Origin of the sequence: Pantoea sp. App145 (assembly GCF_047947045.1) — a bacterium.
Taxonomy (GTDB): Bacteria; Pseudomonadota; Gammaproteobacteria; order Enterobacterales; family Enterobacteriaceae; genus Pantoea.
Window position 1 is genome coordinate 4,166,415 of sequence record NZ_CP133290.1, and the last position, 24,098, is coordinate 4,190,512.

The following is a 24,098-nucleotide window of genomic DNA, read 5'->3' on the forward strand; positions in this document are numbered from 1 at the left end:
AATGACCGGACAGAATGAGTTTACAGGTTGAATATCAGCCGCCGCTCGATGCCTCACAGCTGCGCTACTTTATGCGCTTCGAGCAGGCCAACGCCAATACCGAATATCTGCCCCACGCCCATCCCTGGGGGCAGCTGATTTTCGTCAAAAGCCATGTGCTGGAGATGGAGGTGGAAGGGGAGCGCCTGCTGACGCCAGCCGATATGCCGATCTGGATCCCATCCGGCCAGCGCCACAGCAGCTATAACCATCGTCAAGCGCAGTTTCGCACCTTCAATATTGCCGCCGATCTTTGCCTGGGCTTGCCATCACAAGCCTGCCTGTTGAATGCGGATGCCATCGTTCATGCCATTATGGACGAGTTTGCCCAACGCAACCTGGAGCAGCCACGCAGTGAAGCAGACTGGCGATTGTGCGAGGTGCTGTGTGACCGGCTGCGCCTCGCGCCATTGCATAAAAGCTATCTGCCCACCTCGGATGACAAATTGCTGGCACCGATTCTGCACGCGCTCCAGGCGCATCCCGGCGATAACACCACGCTGGCACAATGGGCTAAACGGGTGTTTACCACCGAGCGTACGCTGGCGCGGCGTTGCCAGCAGCAGCTGCATATGTCCTTTAGCGAGTGGCGACAACGCCTGCGTTTTTTGCGTGCGATTGCCTTGCTGGAGCAGGGGATGAGTGTACAGGCGATTGCTTTTGAGTTGGGCTACAGCTCCGCCTCGGCGCTGATTGTCATGTTTCAGCACCAGGCCGGGACCACACCGGATCGCTATCGTAGCCGGTTAGGTTAATCAATGGCTTTGTGCCAGAATATGGGCCTTTCGAATTTACAGGACTGCCGTGGTGAAAATTCTCGTCGATGAAAACATGCCGTATGCCCGTGAACTCTTTAGCCGCACCGGTGAGGTGCTGGCGGTGCCGGGACGTCCCTTACCGGAAGCTGAACTCGCTGATGCCAGCGGGCTGATGGTGCGGTCAGTCACCAAAGTCAATGCGGCGCTGCTGGCCGGTACGCCGGTGAAATTTGTCGGTACCGCGACGGCGGGCACCGACCATATCGATGAGACCTCGCTGGTGGAGGCGGGCATCGCCTTCTCCGCCGCGCCGGGCTGCAACGCCATCGCAGTGGTGGAATATGTCTTCTCCTCGCTGCTGCTGCTGGCGGAGCGCGATGGTTTTAACCTGCGCGATCGTACCGTGGGGATTGTCGGCGTGGGCAATGTCGGTGGTCGTCTGCAAAAACGCTTGCAGGCGTGGGGCGTGAAAACCCTGTTGTGCGATCCGCCGCGTGCCGATCGCGGTGATGCGGAAGTTTTCCACTCGCTGGATGAACTGGTGGCGCAGGCCGATATTCTCACCTTCCATACGCCGTTGTTTAAAGATGGCCGGTATAAAAGCTGGCATCTGGCGGATGCGGCGCTGCTGATGGCGCTGCGACCAAATACCATTCTGATCAACGCCTGTCGTGGCCCGGTGGTGGATAACGCGGCACTGCTGGAGGTGCTGAATATGCGCCAGGATCTCAGCGTGGTGCTGGATGTGTGGGAGCCGGAACCGGAGCTGTCGCTGGAACTGCTGGATAAGGTAGACATTGCCACCGCCCATATCGCCGGTTACACCCTCGAAGGCAAAGCGCGCGGTACCACGCAGGTGTTTGAAGCCTGGTGTGAGTTTCTCGGTCAGCCGCAACAGGTACCGCTGGACAGCCTGCTGCCACCCCCGGAGTTTGGCAGCATTACCTTACACGGCAAGCTTGACCAGCCAGTGCTGAAACGTCTGGTGCACCTGGTGTATGATGTGCGCCGCGATGATGCTCCGCTGCGTAAAGTGGCGGCGCAGCCGGGCGAGTTTGACCGCTTGCGTAAGCAATATGAAGAACGCCGCGAATGGTCATCATTGCAGGTGATTTGCGATGATGCCGGGGCGGCGGACATGCTTAATCAACTCGGGTTCCGCGCCACGCTGCAACCGGCAGGTGCCTGATTTGTCCGAATTAATGGGCGGTGAATATCACCGCCTTCTGTTTTTATGTCATTGTCTGGAGTAAACCAACATGTCTGACGGCTGGAATATTGCGCTATTGGGCGCGACAGGCGCAGTAGGGAACGCTGTACTGGAACTGCTGGCGGAACGCCAGTTCCCGGTTGGTGAAATCTATTTGCTGGCGAGCGAAAACGGCGCAGGCGAAATTAAGCGTTTCGAAGGGCGCTCGGTGCGGGTAGAGGATGCGGCAGAATTTGACTGGTCCCAGGCCCAGCTGGCGTTTTTCGCTGCGGGGCGAAACGCCGCCGCGCGTTACGCCGAAGAAGCGGCCAGCCAGGGTTGCCTGGTGATCGACAGCAGCGATTTGTTCGCGCTGGAGCCGGATGTGCCGCTGGTGGTGCCGGATGTCAATCCACAAGTGCTGGCGGATTATCGCAACCGCAACATCATTTGCGTAGCGGATAGCCTGGTCAGCCAGTTACTGAGTGCCATCAAACCGCTGGTGGAAGCCGCCGGTCTGGGCCGTTTACAGGTGACCAACCTGATTTCCGTCTCCAGTGATGGTAAAAGCGCGGTGGATGCGCTGGCCGGAGAGAGCGCGCGTTTGCTGAACGGCGTCCCGGCGGATGAACATTATTATGGTCGCCAGCTGGCGTTCAACCTGCTGCCGCAGCTGGTGGACAGCCAGGGCAGCGTGGAAAGTGAACGTCGTCTGGTGGATCAGGTACGCAAGGTGTTGCAGGACGAAGGCTTACCGATTGCAGTGAGCAGCGTGCAGGTGCCGGTGTTCTACGGCAATGCGCAAATCGTACACCTGGAGAATCTGCGTCCGCTGTCTGCCGAAGAAGCGCGGGATGAACTGGCGCGGGCGGATGATATCCGTCTCAGCGACGAAGGCGACTACCCAACCCAGGTGCAGGATGCTTCCGGTAACGGTGAGCTGAGCATCGGCTGTGTCCGCAATGATTATGGTATTCCTGAGCTGCTGCAATTCTGGTCGGTGGCGGACAACATCCGTTTCGGCGGTGCGCTGATGGCGGTGAAAACTGCTGAGAAGTTAGTGCAGGAGTATCTGTATTAATGTTGTCTGAAGGTAACACGCATAAGCTGGCGTTAGGCATTGAATATGACGGCAGCCGTTACTACGGCTGGCAGCGGCAGCAGGAAGTCCGCAGCGTGCAGGAAAAGCTGGAAAAAGCGCTGTCGCAAGTGGCGAATCATCCGGTCAGCGTGTTCTGCGCCGGGCGTACTGATGCCGGCGTGCACGGCACCGGTCAGGTGGTGCATTTTGAAACCACTTCGCAGCGTGCCGACGGAGCCTGGACGCTGGGCGTCAACGCCAATCTGCCACCGGATATCGCGGTGCGCTGGGTGAAAGCGGTGCCGGACGAGTTTCATGCCCGCTTCAGCGCCACGGCGCGCCGTTATCGCTACGTGATATACAACCAGCGGCTGCGTCCGGCGATTCTCGGCAATGGTGTAACCCATTTTTACCATCCGCTGGATGCCGAAAAGATGCAGCGCGCCGGTCAGTGTCTGCTGGGCGAAAATGATTTCACGTCGTTTCGCGCGGTGCAGTGCCAGTCACGTACGCCGTGGCGCAATGTGATGCATCTGAACGTCACGCGCCAGGGGCCATACGTCATTGTCGATATTAAGGCCAATGCGTTTGTGCATCATATGGTGCGCAATATCGTGGGTAGCCTGATGGAAATTGGCTGTGGTAATCAGCCGGAAGACTGGATGGCAACGTTACTGGCAGCGAAAGATCGCACACTTGCGGCCGCAACGGCCCGAGCCGAGGGTTTGTATTTGGTGGCGGTGGATTATCCATCCCACTTTGCGTTACCTCAGCCTGCGCTGGGACCGTTGTTCCTCGCAGATTAACTGTTACCGAAGGATGTAAGGAGCCTGGCTTTATGGAGTTCATCCATTTTATCGTCGATTTTATCCTGCATATTGATGTGCATTTGGCCGAACTGGTGGCGCAGTATGGCATCTGGATTTACGCCATCCTGTTCCTGATTCTGTTCTGCGAAACCGGGCTGGTGGTAACGCCTTTCCTGCCGGGTGATTCGCTGTTATTTGTGGCCGGTGCGCTGGCGGCGCTGCCCAGCAACGACCTCAATGTGCATATGATGGTGGCATTGATGGTGATCGCGGCGATTCTGGGCGATGCGGTTAACTACACCATTGGTCGCCTGTTTGGTGAGAAGTTATTCAGCAATCCCAATTCGAAGATTTTCCGTCGCAGCTACCTGGACAAGACCCACGCCTTCTACGAACGCCACGGCGGTAAAACCATTATACTTGCGCGCTTTGTACCAATCGTGCGAACCTTTGCCCCCTTTGTGGCAGGGATGGGACATATGTCTTATCGCCACTTCGCGCTCTTTAACGTCTCGGGTGCGCTGCTGTGGGTGCTGCTGTTCTCTTACGCGGGCTACCTGTTTGGGGATCTGCCGGTGGTGCAGGAGAACCTGAAACTGCTGATCGTCGCGATTATCGTGGTGTCGATTCTGCCGGGCGTAATTGAAGTCTGGCGTCATCGCCGTCAGGCACGTCAGCAGAAATCTCAGTAAGCGCAAAACCAGATTTTTATCCACAGCGAGAAGCGGTTGTGGTTTAATGAGCGACATTTACGGCCTGCTGAAGGTGATTTCAGCAGCAATGAGAAGACTGGACCAGGTCGGTTTTAAACAGAAAGGTCATCAATGAGCTGGATTGAACGCATACTTAACAAAAGCAATATTACGCCGACGCGCCGTGCCAGTATCCCGGAAGGGGTGTGGACTAAGTGCGACAGCTGTGGCCAGGTGCTGTATCGCGCCGAGCTAGAGCGTAATCTTGAGGTCTGCCCGAAGTGCGACCATCACATGCGCATGCATGGCCGTGAGCGCCTGCATAGCCTGCTGGATGAAGGAACACTGGTAGAATTAGGTAGCGAGCTGGAACCGAAGGATCTGCTGAAGTTCCGTGACTCGAAAAAGTACAAAGATCGTCTGTCTGCGGCGCAGAAAGAAACCGACGAGAAAGATGCCCTGATCGTCATGAAAGGCCAGCTGCACGGTATGCCGGTGGTGGCTGCGGCGTTTGAGTTTGCCTTTATGGGTGGCTCAATGGGTTCGGTTGTTGGTGCTCGCTTTGTGCGTGCAGTTGAGCAGGCGCTGGAAGATAACTGCCCACTGATCTGCTTCTCCGCCAGTGGCGGTGCACGTATGCAGGAAGCGCTGATGTCGCTGATGCAGATGGCGAAAACCAGTGCAGCGCTGGCGAAAATGCAGGAACGCGGTCTGCCGTATATCTCGGTACTGACTGACCCAACCATGGGTGGCGTTTCTGCCAGCTTCGCGATGCTGGGCGATCTTAACGTCGCGGAACCGAAAGCGTTGATCGGCTTTGCCGGCCCACGTGTTATCGAGCAGACCGTACGTGAAAAATTGCCGCCGGGCTTCCAGCGCAGTGAATTCCTGATTGAGAAAGGCGCGATCGATATGATCATCCGTCGTCCGGAAATGCGCTTTAAGCTGGCAAGCCTGCTGGCGAAAATGATGAACCTGCCAGCGCCGCTGCAGGATGGTGATCAGCCCACTGTGGCTGAGCCGGAAAGCAACGAGGCCTGACAGGCAACGGAAAGGCGCAGCAATGCGCCTTTTTACTAATGCCGCGACACATGCTGAACGGGAAACATGGACACTCTTCACCTTCCTCAAGCCACGTCGCCTTTGGCCACGTGGCTTCATTATCTTGAACATCTGCATTCTCAGACCATCGAACTGGGTCTGGATCGTATTCAACGCGTCGCTGCACGCCTCGACCTGCTAAAACCTGCTCCCTTCGTCTTCACTGTTGCCGGAACCAATGGCAAAGGCACCACCTGCCGTACGCTGGAAACGTTACTGATGGCCGCCGGTTTCCGTGTTGGGGTCTACAGTTCACCGCATCTGGTGCGATACACCGAACGGGTGCGCATTCAGGGCGAGGAGCTGGATGAAGCTTTGCACAGCGCCAGTTTTGCCGCCATTGAAGCCGGGCGCGGCGACATCTCGCTGACCTATTTCGAGTTCGGTACCTTATCCGCGTTAAATCTGTTCCGTGAAGCGGGGCTGGATGTGGTGATCCTCGAGGTCGGTCTGGGTGGACGCCTCGACGCGACCAACATCGTCGATGCCGATGTGGCGGTGGTCACCAGCATCGCGCTGGACCACACCGACTGGCTGGGGCCGGATCGCGAAAGCATTGGCCGTGAAAAAGCGGGGGTGTTCCGTGCAGGTAAACCGGCCGTAGTGGGTGAACCGGATATGCCGCATACCATCGCGATCGTTGCGGCAGAGAAGGGCGCATTGCTGTTGCAGCGTAACCGCGACTGGCAATGGCAGCAGCATGGCGACAGCTGGACGCTGCAGGATGCGCAGGGTGAATTGCGCAACCTGCCGTTACCGCAGGTGCCGTTACCCAATGCCGCGACCGCGCTTATCGCGCTGCGTGCGTCGGGTTTACCGGTTAGCGAGGCGATTATTCGTCAGCATCTGCCGCTGGCTATTTTACCGGGTCGTTTCCAGACGGTCAGTGAATCACCTCGTGTGATCCTGGATGTAGCACATAATCCCCATGCCGCTTATTATCTGGCTTCACGTCTGGCGGAACTGCCGCGTTCCGGTAAGGTTCATGCGGTGGTAGGTATGCTGCATGATAAAGATATCGCGGGAACGCTGGCGGCGCTGGCACCCCAGGTGGATAGCTGGTACTGCGCTCCCCTTGAGGGTCCACGCGGTGCGACAGCGGAGCAGCTGATTGCCCATCTGGCGAGTGGTGAAGCATTTGCTACCGTGGATGCTGCCTGGCAGGCAGCGCGGTTGCAGGCGCATCCCGAGGATGTGATTCTGGTGTGTGGTTCTTTCCACACCGTGGCACAGGTAATGGAATCGATGGCAGCGGAGAACGGCAGTGGCAAGTAAGTTTCAGAACCGTTTGGTTGGCACAGTGATTCTGGTGGCGGTTGGCGTCATCGTCTTACCTGGCCTGCTGGATGGCAAGAAAAAGCACTACAAAGAGGAGTTCGCTGCCATTCCGCTGGTGCCGAAACCGGATGATCAGCAGGACAGCGAGATGGTGCCACCGGTCACCCAGCCGTTGCCTGCTCAGCCGCCGGAAGGCGCGGGTACGACGACCGAGCCGAGTGCGACCAATAGCAAAACGTCCACCAGTCCGGCAGAGAGCGGCAATACTCAGCCAGCTCAGAATAGCGAACCCAGCGTGGTGACGCCGCCGCCGGTCCATCAAAGCGCGCCGGTACAGACGCCGAAACCCAAACCCGTTGAGCAGCCTAAGCCAAAACCGATTGAGCAACCCAGGCCGAAACCGGTTGAGCCTAAGCCGGTGGAACAGCCGAAACCGGTCGAAACGCCGAAGCAGAGTGAAGCAGAAGCGCCAGCACCCGCGGGTCAGGCTTATGTGGTGCAGCTCGGGGCGTTGAAAAACGCAGCGAAGGTCAACGAGATTGTGGCGCAGTTGCGTCTCTCGGGCTATCGCGCCTTTACGGTGCCATCAACGCCGGTTCAGGGCCAGATCACCCGTATTTATGTCGGGCCGGATGCGTCAAAAGCGAAGATGCAGGCGGCGCTGGGTGAGCTGAAAAACCTTTCCGGACTCGGTGGGGTCGTCAAACCGTACAGCACGCGCTAAACCGTTGATAAGCCGCGCCGATAGCAGAAAAAGGCGCGGCATAGCACAGGTTGTTCATCAAATTGATGACAGAAAAATTATTTTATTTCAGTTGGTTACCTTGCTGAGATACGTCGGGGCGAGGTGATTTTTTTTCTTCGCCCTTTTTATGGATACGGAACCGGAAAACCCTACGCAAACGTTTTCTTTTTCTGTTAGAATGCGCCCCGAACTGGATGCAGGGGTGCAATCGCGCTGGCGCTGGAAGAGTTCATGATCTGGATTGATTACGTCATTATTGCGGTAGTTAGTTTTTCGGCTCTGGTCAGCCTGGTTCGCGGGTTTGTCCGGGAAGCCTTATCTCTCGTTACCTGGGGATGTGCGTTTTTTGTCGCCAGTCACTACTACGCCTACCTTGCAGTCTGGTTTACAGGTTTTGACGACGAACTGGTTCGTAACGGTATCGCTATCGCGGTACTGTTCGTTGCTACCCTGATTGTGGGTGCCATCGTGAACTATGTGATCGGCACGCTGGTTGAAAAGACCGGCCTGTCGGGAACCGACAGGGTGTTGGGGGTCTGTTTCGGGGCGTTGCGTGGCGTGCTAATCGTTGCCGCTATTCTCTTCTTCCTTGATACATTCACCGGCTTCTCGAAAAGCCCGGACTGGCAGCAGTCCCAACTCATTCCCCAGTTCAGTTACATCATCAGGTGGTTTTTTGACTATCTGAAAAGCACGTCGAGTTTTTTACCCCGGTGACGCCACCGGGAGTGCGGCTAATGAGGAAATGACAACATGTGCGGTATTGTTGGTATCACCGGTTTTATGCCAGTAAACCAGTCGATCTATGACGCGTTAACGGTGCTGCAGCACCGCGGGCAGGATGCCGCCGGCATTTGTACCATCGATGCGCTTAACTGCTTTCGTTTGCGCAAAGCCAATGGGCTGGTGAGCGATGTCTTCGAAGCACGCCACATGCAGCGTTTGCAAGGCAACATCGGGATTGGTCACGTACGTTATCCGACAGCAGGCAGCTCCAGTGCCTCTGAAGCGCAACCTTTCTATGTGAACTCCCCTTACGGCATTACGCTGGCGCACAACGGTAACCTGACCAACGCGCACGAACTGCGTAAGCAGCTGTTCGAAGTGGGTCGCCGTCACGTCAACACCACCTCTGATTCCGAAATCCTGCTCAACATCTTTGCGCAGGAGCTGGACCGTTTTCAGCATTACCCACTGGAAGCTGACAACATTTTTGCCGCGGTGGCTGCCGTGCACCAGCAGGTGCGTGGTGCTTACGCGGTGGTTTCGATGATTATCGGTCATGGCATGGTTGCCTTCCGCGATCCTAACGGCATCCGTCCGCTGGTGCTGGGTAAACGCCAAATCGCCGATGGCCGTATCGAGTATATGGTCGCGTCTGAAAGCGTGGCGCTGGATACGCTGGGCTTTGAGTTCATTCGTGATGTGGCACCGGGTGAAGCGGTCTACATCACCGAGCAGGGCCAGCTCTCCACGCGTCAGTGTGCTGAGAACCCGAAAAGCAATCCGTGCCTGTTCGAGTACGTCTACTTTGCGCGTCCGGACTCCTTCCTCGACAAAATTTCGGTCTACAGTGCGCGCGTACGTATGGGCACCAAGCTGGGTGCGAAGATCGCGCGTGAGTGGGAAGATCTTGATATCGATGTGGTGATCCCGATTCCGGAAACCTCTACCGATGTGGCGCTGGAAATCGCCCGTATCCTCGATAAGCCTTATCGTCAGGGATTTGTGAAAAACCGCTACGTTGGCCGTACCTTCATCATGCCGGGCCAGCATCTGCGTCGCAGCGCGGTACGCCGCAAGCTGAACGCCAACCGTGCTGAGTTCCGTGATAAGAACGTGCTGTTGGTGGATGACTCTATCGTGCGTGGTACCACCTCGGAACAAATTATCGAGATGGCACGCGAAGCGGGTGCGAAGCGCGTCTATCTGGCTTCAGCCGCGCCGGAAATTCGTTTCCCGAACGTGTATGGCATCGATATGCCGAGCGCGACCGAGCTGATCGCCCATGGTCGTGAAGTGGAAGAGATTCGTCAGCTGATTAAAGCCGATGCGTTGATTTTCCAGGACCTCGACGATCTGATCGAAGCTGTACGCGAAGAGAACCCGGATATCGCGCAGTTTGAGTGTTCGGTCTTTAACGGTATTTACGTCACCAAAGACGTTGACCAGCGTTATCTTGACTATCTCCAGTCACTGCGTAATGACGATGCAAAAGCCATCGCACGTCAGACTGAAGTGGAAGGTCTGGAATTACATAACGAAGGTTAAATTGCATTGCCCGCTTTTTAATTAAAAGCGGGCATTTTATTATTATCTCCCATCAGAAATAAAACCTCCTGCCCCTCGTGTCATTCTTGATATAAAACCCTCACTTTCCTGTTTATCCAGTAGCAGAATTTTATCAGGCTATAGCTTAGTGCTGGCCATGTTCCTCTTACTCATAATAAGGAGGTGAATTAATCTGAATTCAGTGAACTAATTATTTAGTAAATCATAAATAAAAATCATGCTTCCGGGATTGATGATGAAATCATGACAATCTCATTAACTGTTTTGATACCTCGCGTTTGAAAATGCCGCAGGGAAAACGTGGTGAAAAATAATTTCAACTCACCCCGCTTTTCATCCTTTAGTTCAGCATTTCAATTTACTGGGGTAATTTCAAATGACGTCTGGAAAGAGATTTAAACTTTCGGCTATTACAACCGCTATTCTTGTGCCACTTTCCCTTTCATTAGTATGCCTGCCCGCCAGTGCATTCAGCGAGCGGGGGAATTATCAGGAAACCACGGTTCAATCCGTAAAATTAAAGCCGGATGAAAATATTCAGGATATTGCGCGTGCAAATAAAATCTCGGTTGATCACTTGTGGGAGATTAATTCTTTTGCGTTTAGCGACAAAGCCACCTTCCTCGCTGCTACTACGGGCCAGACTGTCTGGCTGCCGGTAAAAAAATCAGCTGTACAGCCGCAGACGCAACAGACGAAGCAACCGGAGCCGGTGCGTAAGGCCGAGAGTAAATCGAATTCACGCAATATGGATGCGCGTCAGTTTGGCCAGAACCAGCTTTCTGCATTAGCAGGGCAGCAGGCGGAAGAGTGGTTAGACGGTTTCGGTGGTAGCTCACGAATTTCCATCAGTTCGGACAAAGATTTTTCTGACTACAACTATTCCGGCGATGTGCTGGTACCCCTGTGGGACAGCCGCCAAAATATTCTGTTGTTTACCCAGCTCGGCGCGCGTCGTGTTGACGATCGCAACACCGGCAATATCGGCCTCGGCATCCGTTATTTTGCGGATGGCTGGATGCTGGGCAATAACGTCTTTTTTGATAATGATTTTAGCGGTAACAACCGTCGTGCGGGTATCGGGGCTGAATTGTGGACCGAAGCGCTACGCCTGGCTGCGAATGGTTATTACGGTTTGACTGGCTGGCATCAGTCAAAGTTGATGGCTGATTATGATGAACGTCCGGCGAATGGCTGGGACATTGAATTGTCCAGTTGGCTGCCGATCTACCCGCAACTGGGTGGCAAGGTGAAATATGAACAATATTATGGTGATAATGTTGCGCTGATCAACCGCAATACCCTGCAGAAAGATCCTTCAGCCGTGACTGTCGGCCTGAACTGGACGCCGGTTCCATTGGTTTCAGTGGAGGCCGAGCAGCGCAATAGCATGCAAAGCGGCAAAGATACCAAGGTTGGATTAAACCTGAACTGGAACTTTGGTCGCTCACTTGACTGGCACCTGTCGTCAGCCGCCGTGGCGGAACAGCGTAGCCTGGCGGGTTCACGCTACGAGCTGGTTTCGCGTAATAACCAAATCGTGATGGATTATCGCGAGCAGACGGTGATTACCTTCTCGCTGGCGAGCGCCATTCAGGGAGAGGAGGGCAGTTCGCAGCCGCTGGGCATCAGTATCTGGGCTAAGCATGGGTTGGGAAAAATTGTCTGGGATGACGCCTTACTGGTCGCAGCGGGCGGAAAAATCGTCGGACAGGGCGAGAATTCTGTGCTGGTGCTGCCAGCGTATCAGGAGGGTACCGATAACCATTACACCCTGAGCGCGGTGGCGTATGACACCAAAGGTAAAGCCTCGCAGCGTGCACAGGTCGCAATCACGGTAGAAAAAGCACAGCAAATCCTGCCCGAAGAACCGACTGATCCGGAACAACCGATACAGCCGGAAGAGCCGGTACAACCCGAGCAACCCCAACAGCCTGATGCCGCAAAGACCGTGTTTAATCTTGATATTCATGAATTGGTCGCGGATGGCAGCGGACATGCACAGGCTGCGATTGAGTTGAAAGATGCAGAGGGTAAACCCGTCACCGGGCAGGCCGCCAATCTGCGTCTGGAAGCCACTTTGCAAAATGCGCGTAGTGGTTCCGGTGTTGTTGTCGGGGAAATCAAAGAAGAGGGGACGACAGGCCGCTATCTGGCAGATCTGACGGCGGGAGCCGAATCCGGCGTGGTGACGCTGGTGCTGTATCATGGTGCAGACGTGCTTGGGCAGCAGCAACTGACGCTGAAAGCGGTTGAAGAAGAGGTTCCCGTTGTTGCTCCCGCTAAAATAGAGCTGGGCAGCGAAACTCTGGTTGTCACCGCAGGTAACACCATGACTTTCACCGCGATGGTCACTGACAAGGAAGGTAACCCCTTAAAGGATGCTGTTGTGAAGTTTACCGATGAGAATGGCAACATCATCAATGCGGCAAATGAGGGTAAAACCGATGAAAACGGCAGGGTGACGGCCAGTAAGTCTGTCGAAAAAGCAGGCACCTATACGGTAACAAGCCATATTAATGACCTGGCGTCTAATGCGGTCTCAGTAACGGTCAATGCTGACCTCACTTCGGCAACGATCAAAGATTATCGAGCCAATGAAGGTAAATTTAAACCGGGTCAGCCTGGCTCCACTGACGATGCAACGTTTGACGTCACCCTGGTTGATAAATTTGGTAATCCACTGGCAAATTTATCTGGCCTCTCTTTTAAAGAGTTGAATGGATATGACGGCAGGCAGATAGAATTGCTGAGTAACGGTAAAACTAACGAGAACGGCATTCTTGCAGGTTCCGCGCGTATGCTGAGTAGTCTTAAGCCTCAGAACCAGGCTTACTATAAGGTTTACCCGCTTCTTAATGGTAATCGTATAGATATCAAAACCATAAATATTACTTTTGTTCCTCAATAAGCTGGCATAGTTATCCAGGTGAAAGGCGATGGTTGTTCAGTCGCCTTTTATCCATTCAGTCACGTCGATGTTCATAACCTGTTCGGTATTATTCAATCTATCCGGCGTCACCGTTGGATATCAGTGGTAAACATGCCAGCCAGTTTGTCTTCCTCTTCTGCTGCGGGTTATGATTGTGGTTTACCTGCAGGGCAAAATAATTATGAAACGACTCATCATTGGTATTTCCGGCGCCAGCGGCGCAATCTACGGCGTGCGCCTGTTGCAGGTGTTACAACCGCTGGCCGAGGTGGAAACCCATCTGGTGATGAGTCAGGCTGCGCGTCAGACCCTGGCGCTGGAAACCGATTTCAATCTGCGCGAGGTGCAGGCACTGGCCAATGTGGTGCATGACGTGCGCGATATTGCAGCCAGCATTTCCTCCGGTTCATTTAAAACACTTGGCATGGTGATCCTGCCCTGTTCAATGAAAACCCTGTCCGGCATTGTGCACAGCTACAGCGATAGCCTGCTGACGCGTGCCGCTGACGTGGTGCTGAAAGAGCAGCGCAAACTGGTGCTGTGTGTGCGGGAAACCCCGTTGCACGTAGGCCATCTGCGTATGATGACCACTGCCGCTGAACTGGGCGCCGTGATTATGCCGCCGGTACCCGCGTTTTATCACCGTCCGCAAAATATTGCCGAGCTGGTGGATCAAACGGTCAATCGCGTACTGGACCAGTTCGATATTGAGTTACCGCAGGATCTGTTCACTCGCTGGCAAGGCGCATAAATGGTGCAGAGTTGCACTGTTATGGTGCGAAATTGCGCTCGGGATCACTCTTCGTGCATTTCATGCACCAAAAGTTAACAATGTCGCTTTTTCCTGCTCACCCGACTGTTATATTTTCCTCACAAACTAAGTGCTTGCGCCCCTGGTGGGCGCAGTATTTAGTGCGTCTGTACAGGGTTTCGCCAATTTGCACAACTGGCATGAAACATGCAAATTAAACAGCGCAAACACATCACGCACCACATAACAAAAAGCACTTCACTTGAGGGTTACCTATGAAAAAGCGAGTTCTGGCTCTTTCTCTGATGCTGGCAATGTCCAGCGCCGCGAGCGTGTTCGCGGCGGTACCGCATACGCTGCGCATCGGGACTGACCCGACTTACCCGCCGTTTGAATCGAAAAACGCGCAAGGACAGTTAGTGGGTTTTGACATTGATCTGGCTAACGAGATCTGTAAACGCATCAAGACTAAATGTACTTATGTGGAAAGCGATTTCGATGCGCTGATCCCGTCGCTGAAAGCGAAGAAGATCGATGCCATCATCTCTTCACTTTCCATTACTGAAAAGCGTCAGGAAGAGATTGGCTTCTCTGAAAAACTCTACGCAGCAAACGCCCGTCTGGTTGCACCAAAAGGTTCCACCATTCAGCCGACCATTGAGTCACTGAAAGGCAAGAATATTGGTCTGTTGCAGGGCACTACCCAGGAAACTTACGCCAATCAATACTGGCGTCCGCAGGGTGTCACCGTTACGCCGTATGCTAACCAGGATCTGGTGTATCAGGACCTGAATGCGGGCCGTATCGATGCCGCTTTCCAGGACGAAGTGCAGGCGAGCGAAGGCTTCCTGAAGCAGCCGGTAGGTAAAAACTACGCCTTTGCTGGCCCGGCGGTGAAAGATGATAAAATCTTTGGCGTCGGCACCGGTATGGGCCTGCGTAAAGATGATGCGGATCTGAAAGCCGCCATCGACAAAGCCTTCGAAGCGATGCGCAAAGACGGTACTTACGATAAGATTGCGAAGAAATACTTTGATTTCAATGTGTACGGTGACTGATTATCCTGTCTACCAGACTGCCCGCGACATGCGGGCAGTGCTTCGTTAATTTCCCCACGACAGGATCAAATTCATGTTGTATGGCTATTCTGACGTCATTCTAAAAGGCACCCTGGTTACACTGGAACTGGCGCTCAGTTCGGTGTTGCTGGCCGTGGTGCTTGGTTTAATTGGCGCTGGCGCCAAACTTTCCCGCAATCGCCCGCTGGCGATGCTTTTTGAAGGCTACACCACGCTGATTCGCGGCGTACCGGATCTGGTGTTGATGCTGCTGATTTTCTACGGTCTGCAGATCGCCCTGAACTCCCTGACCGATGCGATGGGTGTCGCGCAGTTCGATATCGACCCGATGGTGGCCGGTATCATCACCCTCGGCTTTATCTATGGTGCTTACTTTACTGAAACCTTCCGTGGTGCGTTTCTCGCTGTGCCGAAGGGGCAGATTGAAGCGGCCACCGCGTTTGGTTTTACCGGCTCGCAAACTTTCCGTCGCATTCTGTTCCCGGCGATGATGCGCTTTGCGCTGCCGGGCATCGGTAACAACTGGCAGGTGATCCTCAAAGCGACCGCGCTGGTTTCGCTGCTCGGCCTTGAGGATGTGGTGAAAGCCACCCAGCTGGCAGGTAAAAGCACCTGGCAGCCGTTCTACTTCGCGATTGTTGCCGGGGTGATTTATCTGGTGTTTACCACGCTGTCGAACGGCGTGCTGTGGTGGCTTGAACGCCGCTACTCAGTGGGTGTGAAAAGGGCAGAGCTATGATCGATATTATTCAGGAGTATTGGAAATCCCTGCTCTGGACCGATGGTTACCGTTTTACCGGCGTGGCTATCACCCTGTGGCTGTTGATTATTTCTGTGGCGATTGGCGGTTGTCTGGCGGTGTTGCTGTCGATTGCCCGGGTGTCACCCAATCGCTTTATCTCCACCCCGGTATGGTTGTTCACCTACATATTCCGCGGTACGCCGTTGTATGTGCAGCTGCTGGTGTTCTACTCCGGCATGTACACGCTGGAAGTAGTGAAAGGGTCCGAGTTGCTGAACGCCTTCTTCCGCAGCGGACTTAACTGTACCCTGCTGGCGTTTACCCTCAACACCTGCGCCTATACCACCGAAATGTTTGCCGGGGCTATTCGCGCCGTACCACACGGTGAAATCGAAGCGGCACGCGCCTATGGGTTCTCAACCTTTAAATTGTATCGTTGCATCATTCTGCCTTCGGCGCTGCGTACCGCGCTGCCTGCCTATAGCAATGAAGTGATCCTGATGCTGCACTCCACCGCGCTGGCGTTTACCGCCACAGTGCCAGACCTGCTGAAAGTGGCGCGTGATATCAACTCCGCGACCTATCAGCCGTTTGTCGCTTTTGGTATTGCCGCGGTGCTGTACCTGATTATCTCTTACGTGTTGATTAGCCTGTTCCGTATGGCGGAGCGCCGCTGGCTGGCCCACGTGAAACCTTCTTCATCGCATTGAGTAACCTATGGCTGAAAATAAATTAAGCGTTACCGAACTGCACAAGCGTTACGGTGAACATGAAGTCCTGAAAGGCGTGTCATTACAGGCGGATGCCGGTGACGTTATTAGTATCATTGGCTCGTCCGGTTCCGGGAAAAGTACTTTTCTGCGCTGCATTAACTTCCTCGAAAAACCGAGTGAAGGCACCATCGCAGTTAACAATGAGCAGATCAACCTGGTGCGCGACACTGATGGTCAGCTGAAGGTCTCGAATAAGGAGCAGTTGCGCTCGCTGCGTACCCGTCTCACCATGGTGTTCCAGCACTTCAACCTGTGGAGCCACATGACGGTGCTGGAGAACGTGATGGAAGCACCGATTCAGGTGCTGGGCCTGAGCAAAACCGAAGCACGCGAACGTGCGATTAAGTATCTGGATAAAGTCGGCATCGACGAACGCGCCCGTGCCAAATATCCGGTGCACCTGTCCGGTGGTCAGCAGCAGCGCGTTTCTATCGCCCGTGCGCTGGCGATGGAACCGGAAGTGCTGTTATTTGATGAACCGACTTCGGCGCTCGACCCGGAGCTGGTCGGTGAAGTGCTGCGCATCATGCAGAAGCTGGCTGAAGAAGGGAAAACTATGGTGGTGGTCACCCACGAAATGGAGTTTGCCCGTCACGTCTCCAGCCATGTGATTTTCCTGCATCAGGGGAAAATTGAAGAGCAGGGTGCGCCCGATGAAGTGTTTAACAACCCGAAAAGCCCGCGTTTGCAGCAGTTCCTCAAAGGTTCGCTGAAATAAACGATTCCCCGTAGCGGCGCGATTTATCGCGCGGGCGTTTCCTGCATCACGCACGGAATTGCGCGATAAATCGCGCCGCTACGAGGGGGGATGTTTACGCCGCCGTATCCTGCAATGCCTCCTGCAAGTCATACCAGCGAAAACCAAATCCTGACTCCTCCAGCCGTTTTGGCAGCACATGCTGGCCGCCGAGCACCAGCACGGCAGACTCACCCATCATCAGCCTGATAGCGCTGGCCGGGGTGCGCATAAAGGCCGGACGATGCATCACCTGGCCGAGCGTGGCAGCAAATTGTTCGTTGCGGACCGCATAGGGCGACACCAGATTGAATGGCCCCTGCAACGGATTATCAATCAGCCACCAGATCGCATTCACCAGGTCGTCGATATGAATCCACGGCAGATATTGTTTGCCGCTACCGATGGGGCCACCGACGCCGAGCCTGAACGGCAGCTTCATTTTTGCCAGCGCACCGCCTTCCTTCGCCAGTACCACGCCGGTACGCAGCAGGCACACCCGGGTACGATCGCTCTGCGCCGCCAGCGCCAGCTGCTCCCAACGGGCACATAGCGTATGGGTAAACTCTTCATGGCCGGGATCGTCTTCGGTCAGGACCAAATCGCCAGTATCGCCATAGAAACCGGTGGCTGAGCCGGAGATCAAAAATTTCGGCGGCTGGCTGCTGGCATGGATCAGCGACACCAGGCGTTCGGTTACCTGCCAGCGGCTTTCGCACAGCAGTTGTTTTTGTTCTGCGGTCCAGCGCTTGTCGGCGATAGGCTCACCGGCAAGGTTAATCACCCCATCGATACCATTGAGATCCTGCTGCTGCGCAAGGCCGGACCAGCAGGCAACGCGTGGGTCCAGCTTCTCGCGTGCGGCTGCGACATCACGCGTCACCACGCTCACCTGTTGACCAAGCTGTAACAGGCGCGGGATCAGATGGCGGCCAATCAAACCCGTGCCGCCGGTAATAAGCAGATGCATGTTGAGCCTCCTTGTGCTTGTTATGTGCTCAGTTTCAGCATAGAAGAGAAGCACACGGCTGGCGTGACCGCACCGACGCTTACGATGAAAAAACCGTAGTCTGCGCTGGTCTTACCGGTTCAGATCCACATTGCCTTACTAAATAAAAATCGGTAAACATGAAGCACTCCAGATGCACATCCGAGGCAGCCGATGAATTACCCGAACATGACGTTGTGGTCCGATGCTTCTTTCTTCAGCCCTTATGCCATGTCGGTCTACGTGGCACTGACCGAAAAGGGCATTCCCTTCACCCTGAAACGTGTTGATCTGTCGCGTAATGCGCAATGGGATGATGATTATCGTGCGCTGTCGCTCACCTGTCGGGTGCCGACATTGCAAATTGATGATTTTATTCTTAATGAATCCTCAGCGATTGCCGAATATCTTGAGGAGCGCTTCCCGGCACCGGAGTACGAACGTCTGTACCCCCGCGACCGGGAAAAGCGCGCCCATGCCCGTGAGATTCAGGCATGGCTGCGCAGCGACCTGATGCCGCTACGTCAGGAGCGCCCAACCGAAGTGTTGTTTGCCGGTGAACGTTTTGCGCCGCTAAGCCGCGCAGGAGAGCAGGCGGCACAGAAGCTGATTACGGCGGTGCAACGTCTGTTGCCGGATGGACAGCAGAACCTGTTTGGCGAATGGTCGATTGCGGATACCGATTTGGCGGTGATGATAAATCGTCTGGCGCTGCATGGTGATGTGCTACCGGTGAAGCTACAGCACTATGCTGAGTTCCAGTGGCAGCGTGCTTCGGTCCAGCTTTGGCTGACGGAATCGGGCAAACAACGCTAAGCACGAAGAGGTCTTGCGGTGGGGAAAAGAACCCTTTACCTTACCGCACACTCTAATAAAGAACAGTAAACAGGCGCGTGCCCGGCACGCCTAAACAGAAAAGGGTTACGGATGGTGGATCAACCTGCAGATAACGGTATCGAATGGGTAGATATCGTTAACGAAGAGAATGAAGTGATTGCGCAGGCCAGTCGCGCGCAGATGCGTGCGCAGTGCCTGCGTCATCGCGCCACCTATATCGTGGTGCATGACGGCATGGGCAAGATTCTGGTGCAGCGTCGTACTGAAATCAAAGACTTCATGCCTGGTATGCTCGATGCCACCGCCGGTGGTGTGGTGCAGAGCGGTGAAGACATGCTGGAATCGGCGCGTCGTGAAGCGGAAGAAGAACTGGGTATTGCCGCGGTGCCGTTTGCTGAGCATGGAAAATTCTACTTCGAAGATGAACATTGCCGCGTCTGGGGCGGTTTGTTCAGCTGCGTGTCGCACGGTCCGTTTGCGATGCAGGAAGAGGAGGTGGATGAAGTCTTCTGGATGACACCGGAAGAGATCACTGCCCGCTGTGATGAGTTCACCGATGATTCGCTGAAAGCCTTGTCGTTGTGGTTGAGTCGCAACAGCGAATCCTAAAAGTAAAGGCACCGCAAGAGGTGCCTTTTGCATTAATGGGCGGGATGCGACTGACGCATACGCTCACCACGCCGCCGCAGTATCTCCATCACAATCAGCAGCACCAGTGACGCCGCAATCATCAGCGTCGCCGCTGCCGCGATGGTGGGATCGAGGTTTTCGCGAATCCCGGCAAACATCTGAATCGGCAGGGTACGCTGGCTCGGGCTGGCGAGAAACAACGTCACCACCACTTCATCGAACGAGGCGGCAAAGGCAAATAACGCGCCAGAGAACACCCCTGGAGCGATGAGCGGCAGGGTGATTTTGCGGAAGGTCAGCAGCGGTGATGCGCCCAGGCTGGCTGCCGCGCGTGACAGGTTGGTGTCATAGCTTTTCAGCACCGCCACCACGGTAATCACCACAAAGGGTACGCCAAGCAGCGTATGCGCCAGCACCAGTCCGAGGTAGCTGTTCAGCAGCGATAACCGGGCGAAGAAGAAGAACATCCCTACCGCGATAATCACCACCGGTGCCACCATCGGCGAGATGATAATCGCCATTACGATGCCTTTGCCGCGAAATTCGCCGCGTACCAGTCCCATTGACGCCAGCACCCCCAGAATGGTGGCGAGCAATGTCGCCAGCGGCGCAATCAGCAAACTGTTCCCCAGCGCGCCCAGCCACTCCTGCGAATGAAAGAAAGTTTGATACCAGCGCAGTGAAAAGCCGCTCAGCGGATAGCTGAGAAATGAGCTGGAGTTAAACGATAGCGGCACGATCACCAGAATTGGCAGAATTAAAAACAGCAGCACCGCCGCGCCATAGAAGTTGAAGAACGCGCCCCACAGGCGCAGCAGGGTAGAACCTTGTTGTTTCATTTCTTCGCTCCTTAGCGCGCCGCCGATTCTGCGGAGGTACGGGTGACACGGATATAAACGATGTACAGCAGCATCACGATAATCAGCAGCTGGCTCCCCAGCGCGGCGGCCATGCCCCAGTTCATGGTGCTGTTGGTAAAGAAGGCCACGAAATAGCTGACCATCTGGTCATCCGGGCCGCCGAGCAGCGCGGGGGTGACGTAATAACCAATCGCCATCATAAACACCAGCAGCGCACCAGCGGTGATACCGGCAAAAGTTTGCGGCACGTAGACGCGCCAGAAGGCGAGGAACGGATGCGCACCGAGCGAGATAGCGGCGCGCATATAGCTGGGAGAAATGCCTTTCATTACTGCGTACAACGGCAGCACGATAAACGGCAGCAGAATATGGGTCATCGAGATATAAACACCCAGGCGGTTAAATACCAGCGTCAGTGGATGGTCGATCACCCCGATGCCCATCAGCGCACGGTTAATCAGACCACCCGATTGCAGCAGCACAATCCAGCTGGCGGTGCGCACAATCAGTGAGGTCCAGAACGGCAGCAGCACCAGAATCATCAGCAGATTGGCGCGGCCAGAAGGTTGCTTCGCCAGCCAGTAGGCCAGCGGATAACCGATACCGACGCACAGTAGCGTCACCACTGTCGCCATCCATAAGGTGCGCAGCAGCACATTCACGTACAGCGCCTGGTCAGCTGGCTGGTTGACGATGTCACCGGTTTTGGCATCGACTTTACGGTCAAACACCGACAGCAGGTAGAGGCTGGTGAAGGGTTTTGCGGCACGTTGCAGCGTGCGCCAGGTGGTGAGATCGCCCCACAGCGGCTGTTTAGCCATCATCGTGTTTTTCACATCCACCCCGTCGGCAGGGGCGATGCGCGGGACGGCGAGGATCAGGCGACGGTAGCTGGCATCTTCGTAGCTGAGACGTTTCGCCACGCTGGAGATTTGCCCCTGATCGCGGGCTGCGATCAACTCTTTGGCCAGCAGCGCATAAACGCGCTCATCTGGCAGCGCGTCGCCAGACCACTGCTGCAACGCTTTGCTGGTTTGCGGCAATGCTTCCGGCAGCTCCGGGTTATTGATGCTCATGCTCAGGATCGAGCCAATTGGGAACAGGAAGCAGACCACCACGAACACCAGCAGAGGTGCAATCAGCAGCAGCGAACGTCGCGTCCTCGCAAACTCGCTACGTTGCAGACGCTGGCGCAGCGTCGGAACGCGCGGGTTATGCACTGATTGTGCTGGGGGATCCAAAACGGGATTTTGGCTCATGGCCGGACTCCTTACTGAAAATTCTGTGCTGTGCAACGGCGCGTTAGATCGCGCCGTTACCGGACAACATTACTTCGCGGCCCAGCTGTTAAAGCGCTGTTCCAGTTCTTCGCCGTGTTCCAGCCAGAAATTGGCATCCACCTGCACCGATTTCGCCAGGTTATCCGGCGAGGTGGGCAGCTGCTTCAGGCGCTCAGGTGCCAGCAGGGCACCGGCCTTGATATTGGTCGGGCCGTAAGGAATATTTTCGGCGTAGACTTTCTGGTTTTCGGGCTGGTTGGCGAAGGCGATAAACTGTTCTGCCAGGGCTTTATGTTTCGATCCCTTGACGATGGCCCAGTTATCCAGGTCATACAGGCCGCCGTCCCAGACGATTTTGAAGTTGTGGCCTTCCGCCTGGGCGGTACCGACACGGCCGTTATAAGCCGATGCCATCACCACGTCACCCGATACCAGCCATTGCAGCGGCTGTGCGCCGGATTCCCACCATTGGATATTCGGTTTCAGCTCATCCAGCTTTTTGAAGGCGCGGTCCACACCGGCCGGGGTCGCCAGCACTTTGTAGACATCTTCACGCTTCACGCCATCCGCCATCAGCGCGATTTCGAGGGTGTATTTGGCGCTCTTACGCAGCGCGCGTTTGCCGGGGAATTTCTTCACATCCCAGAAATCAGCCCAACTGGTGGGGGCGGTTTTCAGTTTGTCGGCGTCGTAGGTCAGCACGGTAGACCAGACAAAAATCCCGGCACCACATTCGCTGACGCTGCCAGGAATGAAATCACTTTTGTTGCCCAGTTTGCTCCAGTCGAGCGTCTCGAACAGGCCTTCATCACAACCACGCAGCAGTTCCGGGGTTTCCAGCTCAACCACATCCCAGCCGACCTGTTTGGTCTCCACCATGGCACGGATACGCGCCATCTCGCCGTTGTATTCGCCAGCATCAATGGTGCCTTTCCCGGCAGCGGTAAAGGGTTTATAGAATGCTTTGTCCTGGGCGTCCTTGTTGGTGCCACCAAAAGAGATCACAGTCAGGGTTTCTGCCTGTGCTTGCAGTGCTATGGTAGCGAAAATGAGTACAGCTAACTTTTTAACCATCCCACAACTCCTGAATTATTATTGATGTGCAGGCGAACCTGCGTAGTGTTTGCAATGCAGCTTTTATGCCAGGTACCGATGCATAGCGGGAACGGCGCTATGCATCGGGGGAGAGATTTAGTGTTGCGCCAGAATGCCGGACAGCAGTTGCAATGCGCTGTTGAACTGCGCGTCCGGGATGGTGAGCGGGTAAAGGAAGCGGATCACGTTACCGTGCACGCCACAGGTCAGCAGAATCAACCCCTGTGCCAGTGCCTGCTGCTGGATGGCGCGCGCGATATCGGCGGAAGGTTTACCTGCGGCGTCATTAAACTCCGCCGCAATCATTGAACCGCGACCGCGTACTTCAGCCAGTGAACGGCACCCGGCACCCTGTAGGGTTTCACTCAATTTTGCGCCGAGCTGGTTAGCGCGCTGACACAGTTGTTCTTCGTCGATCACGTCGAGTACCGCGTGTGCCGCAGCAATCGCTGGCGGGCTACCGGCGTAAGTGCCGCCGAGACCGCCCGGTTGCGGTGCATCCATCACCTCAGCGCGTCCGGATACCGCCGACAACGGCATGCCGCCCGCCAGGCTTTTCGCCATGGTGATCAGGTCAGGCTTCACGTCATAATATTCGCTGGCAAACAGCTTACCGGTGCGGGCAAAGCCGCTCTGAATTTCGTCGGCAATCAACAAAATGCCGTGCTGGTCGCACAGCGTGCGCAGCGCGCTGACAAATTCCGGCGGTGCCACGTTAAAACCACCTTCGCCCTGAATCGGCTCGAAAATGATGGCGGCGACTTGCTGCGGACTGATATCGCACTTGAAGATGGCTTCGAGACTTTCCAGTGCCGCTGCCACGCTGTGACCATGCAGTGCATTGGGATAGCGGGCATGGAATACTGAGCTGGCGAACGGACCAAAGCCGGTCTTGTAGGGGACCACTTTGCCGGTCAGCGTCATGGTCATATGGGTACGGCCATGAAACGCACCGGTAAAGGCGATGATGCCGGGACGACCGGTAGCCGCGCGGGCAATTTTCACCGCGTTCTCCACCGCTTCGGCTCCGGTGGAGAAGAAAGTGGTTTTGGCCGGACCGGTAACCGGTACGCGCTCATTCAGGCGCTCGGCCAGGCTGATGTAATTCTCGTAAGGGATCACCTGGAACGCGGTGTGGGTGAAGCAATCCAGCTGCTGTTTCACCGCGGCCATCACTTTCGGGTGACGGTGGCCGGTGTTTAGTACCGCAATACCGGCGCTGAAATCGGTGTATTCACGGCCCTGATGATCCCAGAGCGTGGCATTTTCCGCTTTCACGGCATAGAAATCGCACATCACACCAACACCACGTGGGGTGGCGTTTAAACGACGTGCCTGTAATTCGCTGTTACTCATAGCTCAACCTCATCATGTGATTCGCCGGCTGACTTCACGCCGGAAAACTGCCCTG

The 24,098-nt window shown here is 55.3% G+C and carries 23 protein-coding genes; 18 read left to right on the forward strand and 5 right to left on the reverse strand.

The features are described 5' to 3' along the window. The first annotated feature begins 14 nt into the window (after positions 1–14). From RCF31_RS19320 to hisP, 16 genes are all read left to right on the forward strand, one after another. On the forward strand, positions 15–794 hold the full coding sequence (locus tag RCF31_RS19320) for an AraC family transcriptional regulator (protein ID WP_416412007.1): 780 nt from the start codon (positions 15–17) through the stop codon (positions 792–794). 52 nt (positions 795–846) lie between these two features. Further along, positions 847–1,986: a 4-phosphoerythronate dehydrogenase PdxB gene (pdxB, locus tag RCF31_RS19325; protein WP_416412008.1), complete on the forward strand. Its 1,140-nt coding sequence runs from the start codon at positions 847–849 to the stop codon at positions 1,984–1,986. A 70-nt stretch (positions 1,987–2,056) separates the two neighbouring features. Continuing rightward, positions 2,057–3,067, forward strand: coding sequence for an aspartate-semialdehyde dehydrogenase (locus RCF31_RS19330; RefSeq protein WP_299445269.1), 1,011 nt, complete (start codon positions 2,057–2,059; stop codon positions 3,065–3,067). Further along, entirely contained in the window at positions 3,067–3,873 is an 807-nt protein-coding gene (gene truA, locus RCF31_RS19335; RefSeq protein ID WP_084876150.1) for a tRNA pseudouridine(38-40) synthase TruA, read from the forward strand. Before RCF31_RS19330 ends, truA begins: the two co-directional genes overlap by 1 nt. A gap of 32 nt (positions 3,874–3,905) precedes the next feature. Beyond that, the gene (locus RCF31_RS19340; RefSeq protein ID WP_299445273.1) at positions 3,906–4,568 is read left to right on the forward strand and encodes a DedA family protein; all 663 of its coding nucleotides are present in this window, start codon (positions 3,906–3,908) and stop codon (positions 4,566–4,568) included. Between the two features lie 132 nt (positions 4,569–4,700). After that, positions 4,701–5,609, forward strand: coding sequence for an acetyl-CoA carboxylase, carboxyltransferase subunit beta (gene accD / locus RCF31_RS19345; RefSeq protein WP_416412009.1), 909 nt, complete (start codon positions 4,701–4,703; stop codon positions 5,607–5,609). A gap of 66 nt (positions 5,610–5,675) precedes the next feature. Then, positions 5,676–6,944: a bifunctional tetrahydrofolate synthase/dihydrofolate synthase gene (gene folC / locus RCF31_RS19350; protein WP_416412010.1), complete on the forward strand. Its 1,269-nt coding sequence runs from the start codon at positions 5,676–5,678 to the stop codon at positions 6,942–6,944. After that, a complete protein-coding gene (dedD, locus tag RCF31_RS19355) occupies positions 6,934–7,671 on the forward strand; it encodes a cell division protein DedD (protein WP_416412011.1) in 738 nt (245 codons plus the stop codon). Before folC ends, dedD begins: the two co-directional genes overlap by 11 nt. A gap of 252 nt (positions 7,672–7,923) precedes the next feature. Beyond that, positions 7,924–8,409: a colicin V production protein gene (cvpA, locus tag RCF31_RS19360; protein WP_084876145.1), complete on the forward strand. Its 486-nt coding sequence runs from the start codon at positions 7,924–7,926 to the stop codon at positions 8,407–8,409. Between the two features lie 36 nt (positions 8,410–8,445). Beyond that, entirely contained in the window at positions 8,446–9,963 is a 1,518-nt protein-coding gene (gene purF, locus RCF31_RS19365; protein WP_299445281.1) for an amidophosphoribosyltransferase, read from the forward strand. 598 nt (positions 9,964–10,561) lie between these two features. Continuing rightward, complete coding sequence (locus tag RCF31_RS19370) at positions 10,562–12,895, forward strand: inverse autotransporter beta domain-containing protein (protein ID WP_416412012.1); 2,334 nt, start codon at positions 10,562–10,564, stop codon at positions 12,893–12,895. A 202-nt stretch (positions 12,896–13,097) separates the two neighbouring features. Further along, positions 13,098–13,667 (forward strand): UbiX family flavin prenyltransferase, encoded by a 570-nt coding sequence (locus tag RCF31_RS19375; protein ID WP_084878532.1) that lies wholly within the window; start codon positions 13,098–13,100, stop codon positions 13,665–13,667. Positions 13,668–13,942: 275 nt separating this feature from the next. Next, positions 13,943–14,725 (forward strand): lysine/arginine/ornithine ABC transporter substrate-binding protein ArgT, encoded by a 783-nt coding sequence (argT, locus tag RCF31_RS19380; RefSeq protein WP_208715920.1) that lies wholly within the window; start codon positions 13,943–13,945, stop codon positions 14,723–14,725. A gap of 73 nt (positions 14,726–14,798) precedes the next feature. Continuing rightward, positions 14,799–15,485, forward strand: a complete 687-nt coding sequence (locus RCF31_RS19385) for a histidine ABC transporter permease HisQ (RefSeq protein WP_299445286.1) — start codon at positions 14,799–14,801, stop codon at positions 15,483–15,485. After that, a complete protein-coding gene (locus RCF31_RS19390; RefSeq protein ID WP_084876140.1) occupies positions 15,482–16,198 on the forward strand; it encodes an ABC transporter permease in 717 nt (238 codons plus the stop codon). The genes RCF31_RS19385 and RCF31_RS19390 overlap by 4 nt, the downstream gene beginning before the upstream one ends. 7 nt (positions 16,199–16,205) lie before the next feature. After that, complete coding sequence (hisP, locus tag RCF31_RS19395) at positions 16,206–16,979, forward strand: histidine ABC transporter ATP-binding protein HisP (protein WP_084876139.1); 774 nt, start codon at positions 16,206–16,208, stop codon at positions 16,977–16,979. A 94-nt stretch (positions 16,980–17,073) separates the two neighbouring features. Here hisP and RCF31_RS19400 read toward each other — a convergent pair whose 3' ends face one another. Further along, a complete protein-coding gene (locus tag RCF31_RS19400) occupies positions 17,074–17,967 on the reverse strand; it encodes a TIGR01777 family oxidoreductase (protein ID WP_416412013.1) in 894 nt (297 codons plus the stop codon). Positions 17,968–18,159: 192 nt separating this feature from the next. Here RCF31_RS19400 and yfcF point away from each other — a divergent pair, with 192 nt between their 5' ends. Together yfcF and yfcD are read left to right on the forward strand one after the other, a co-directional pair. Further along, positions 18,160–18,801 (forward strand): glutathione transferase, encoded by a 642-nt coding sequence (gene yfcF, locus RCF31_RS19405; protein ID WP_299445294.1) that lies wholly within the window; start codon positions 18,160–18,162, stop codon positions 18,799–18,801. Between the two features lie 111 nt (positions 18,802–18,912). Further along, positions 18,913–19,431 (forward strand): NUDIX hydrolase YfcD, encoded by a 519-nt coding sequence (yfcD, locus tag RCF31_RS19410; RefSeq protein WP_299445296.1) that lies wholly within the window; start codon positions 18,913–18,915, stop codon positions 19,429–19,431. A 32-nt stretch (positions 19,432–19,463) separates the two neighbouring features. On the opposite strand, the gene RCF31_RS19415 is transcribed toward yfcD, so the two are convergent. The 4 genes from RCF31_RS19415 to RCF31_RS19430 form a co-directional block, all read right to left on the reverse strand. Then, positions 19,464–20,291, reverse strand: a complete 828-nt coding sequence (locus RCF31_RS19415; RefSeq protein ID WP_299445298.1) for an ABC transporter permease — start codon at positions 20,289–20,291, stop codon at positions 19,464–19,466. Positions 20,292–20,302: 11 nt separating this feature from the next. Then, positions 20,303–21,571 carry an ABC transporter permease gene (locus tag RCF31_RS19420; protein WP_416412014.1) on the reverse strand — a complete coding sequence of 423 codons (1,269 nt, stop codon included), beginning with the start codon at positions 21,569–21,571 and terminating at the stop codon, positions 20,303–20,305. A gap of 69 nt (positions 21,572–21,640) precedes the next feature. Then, positions 21,641–22,666 (reverse strand): ABC transporter substrate-binding protein, encoded by a 1,026-nt coding sequence (locus RCF31_RS19425; protein WP_299445302.1) that lies wholly within the window; start codon positions 22,664–22,666, stop codon positions 21,641–21,643. Positions 22,667–22,783: 117 nt separating this feature from the next. Beyond that, positions 22,784–24,043, reverse strand: coding sequence for a 4-aminobutyrate--2-oxoglutarate transaminase (locus RCF31_RS19430; RefSeq protein ID WP_416412015.1), 1,260 nt, complete (start codon positions 24,041–24,043; stop codon positions 22,784–22,786). Positions 24,044–24,098: the final 55 nt, after the last annotated feature.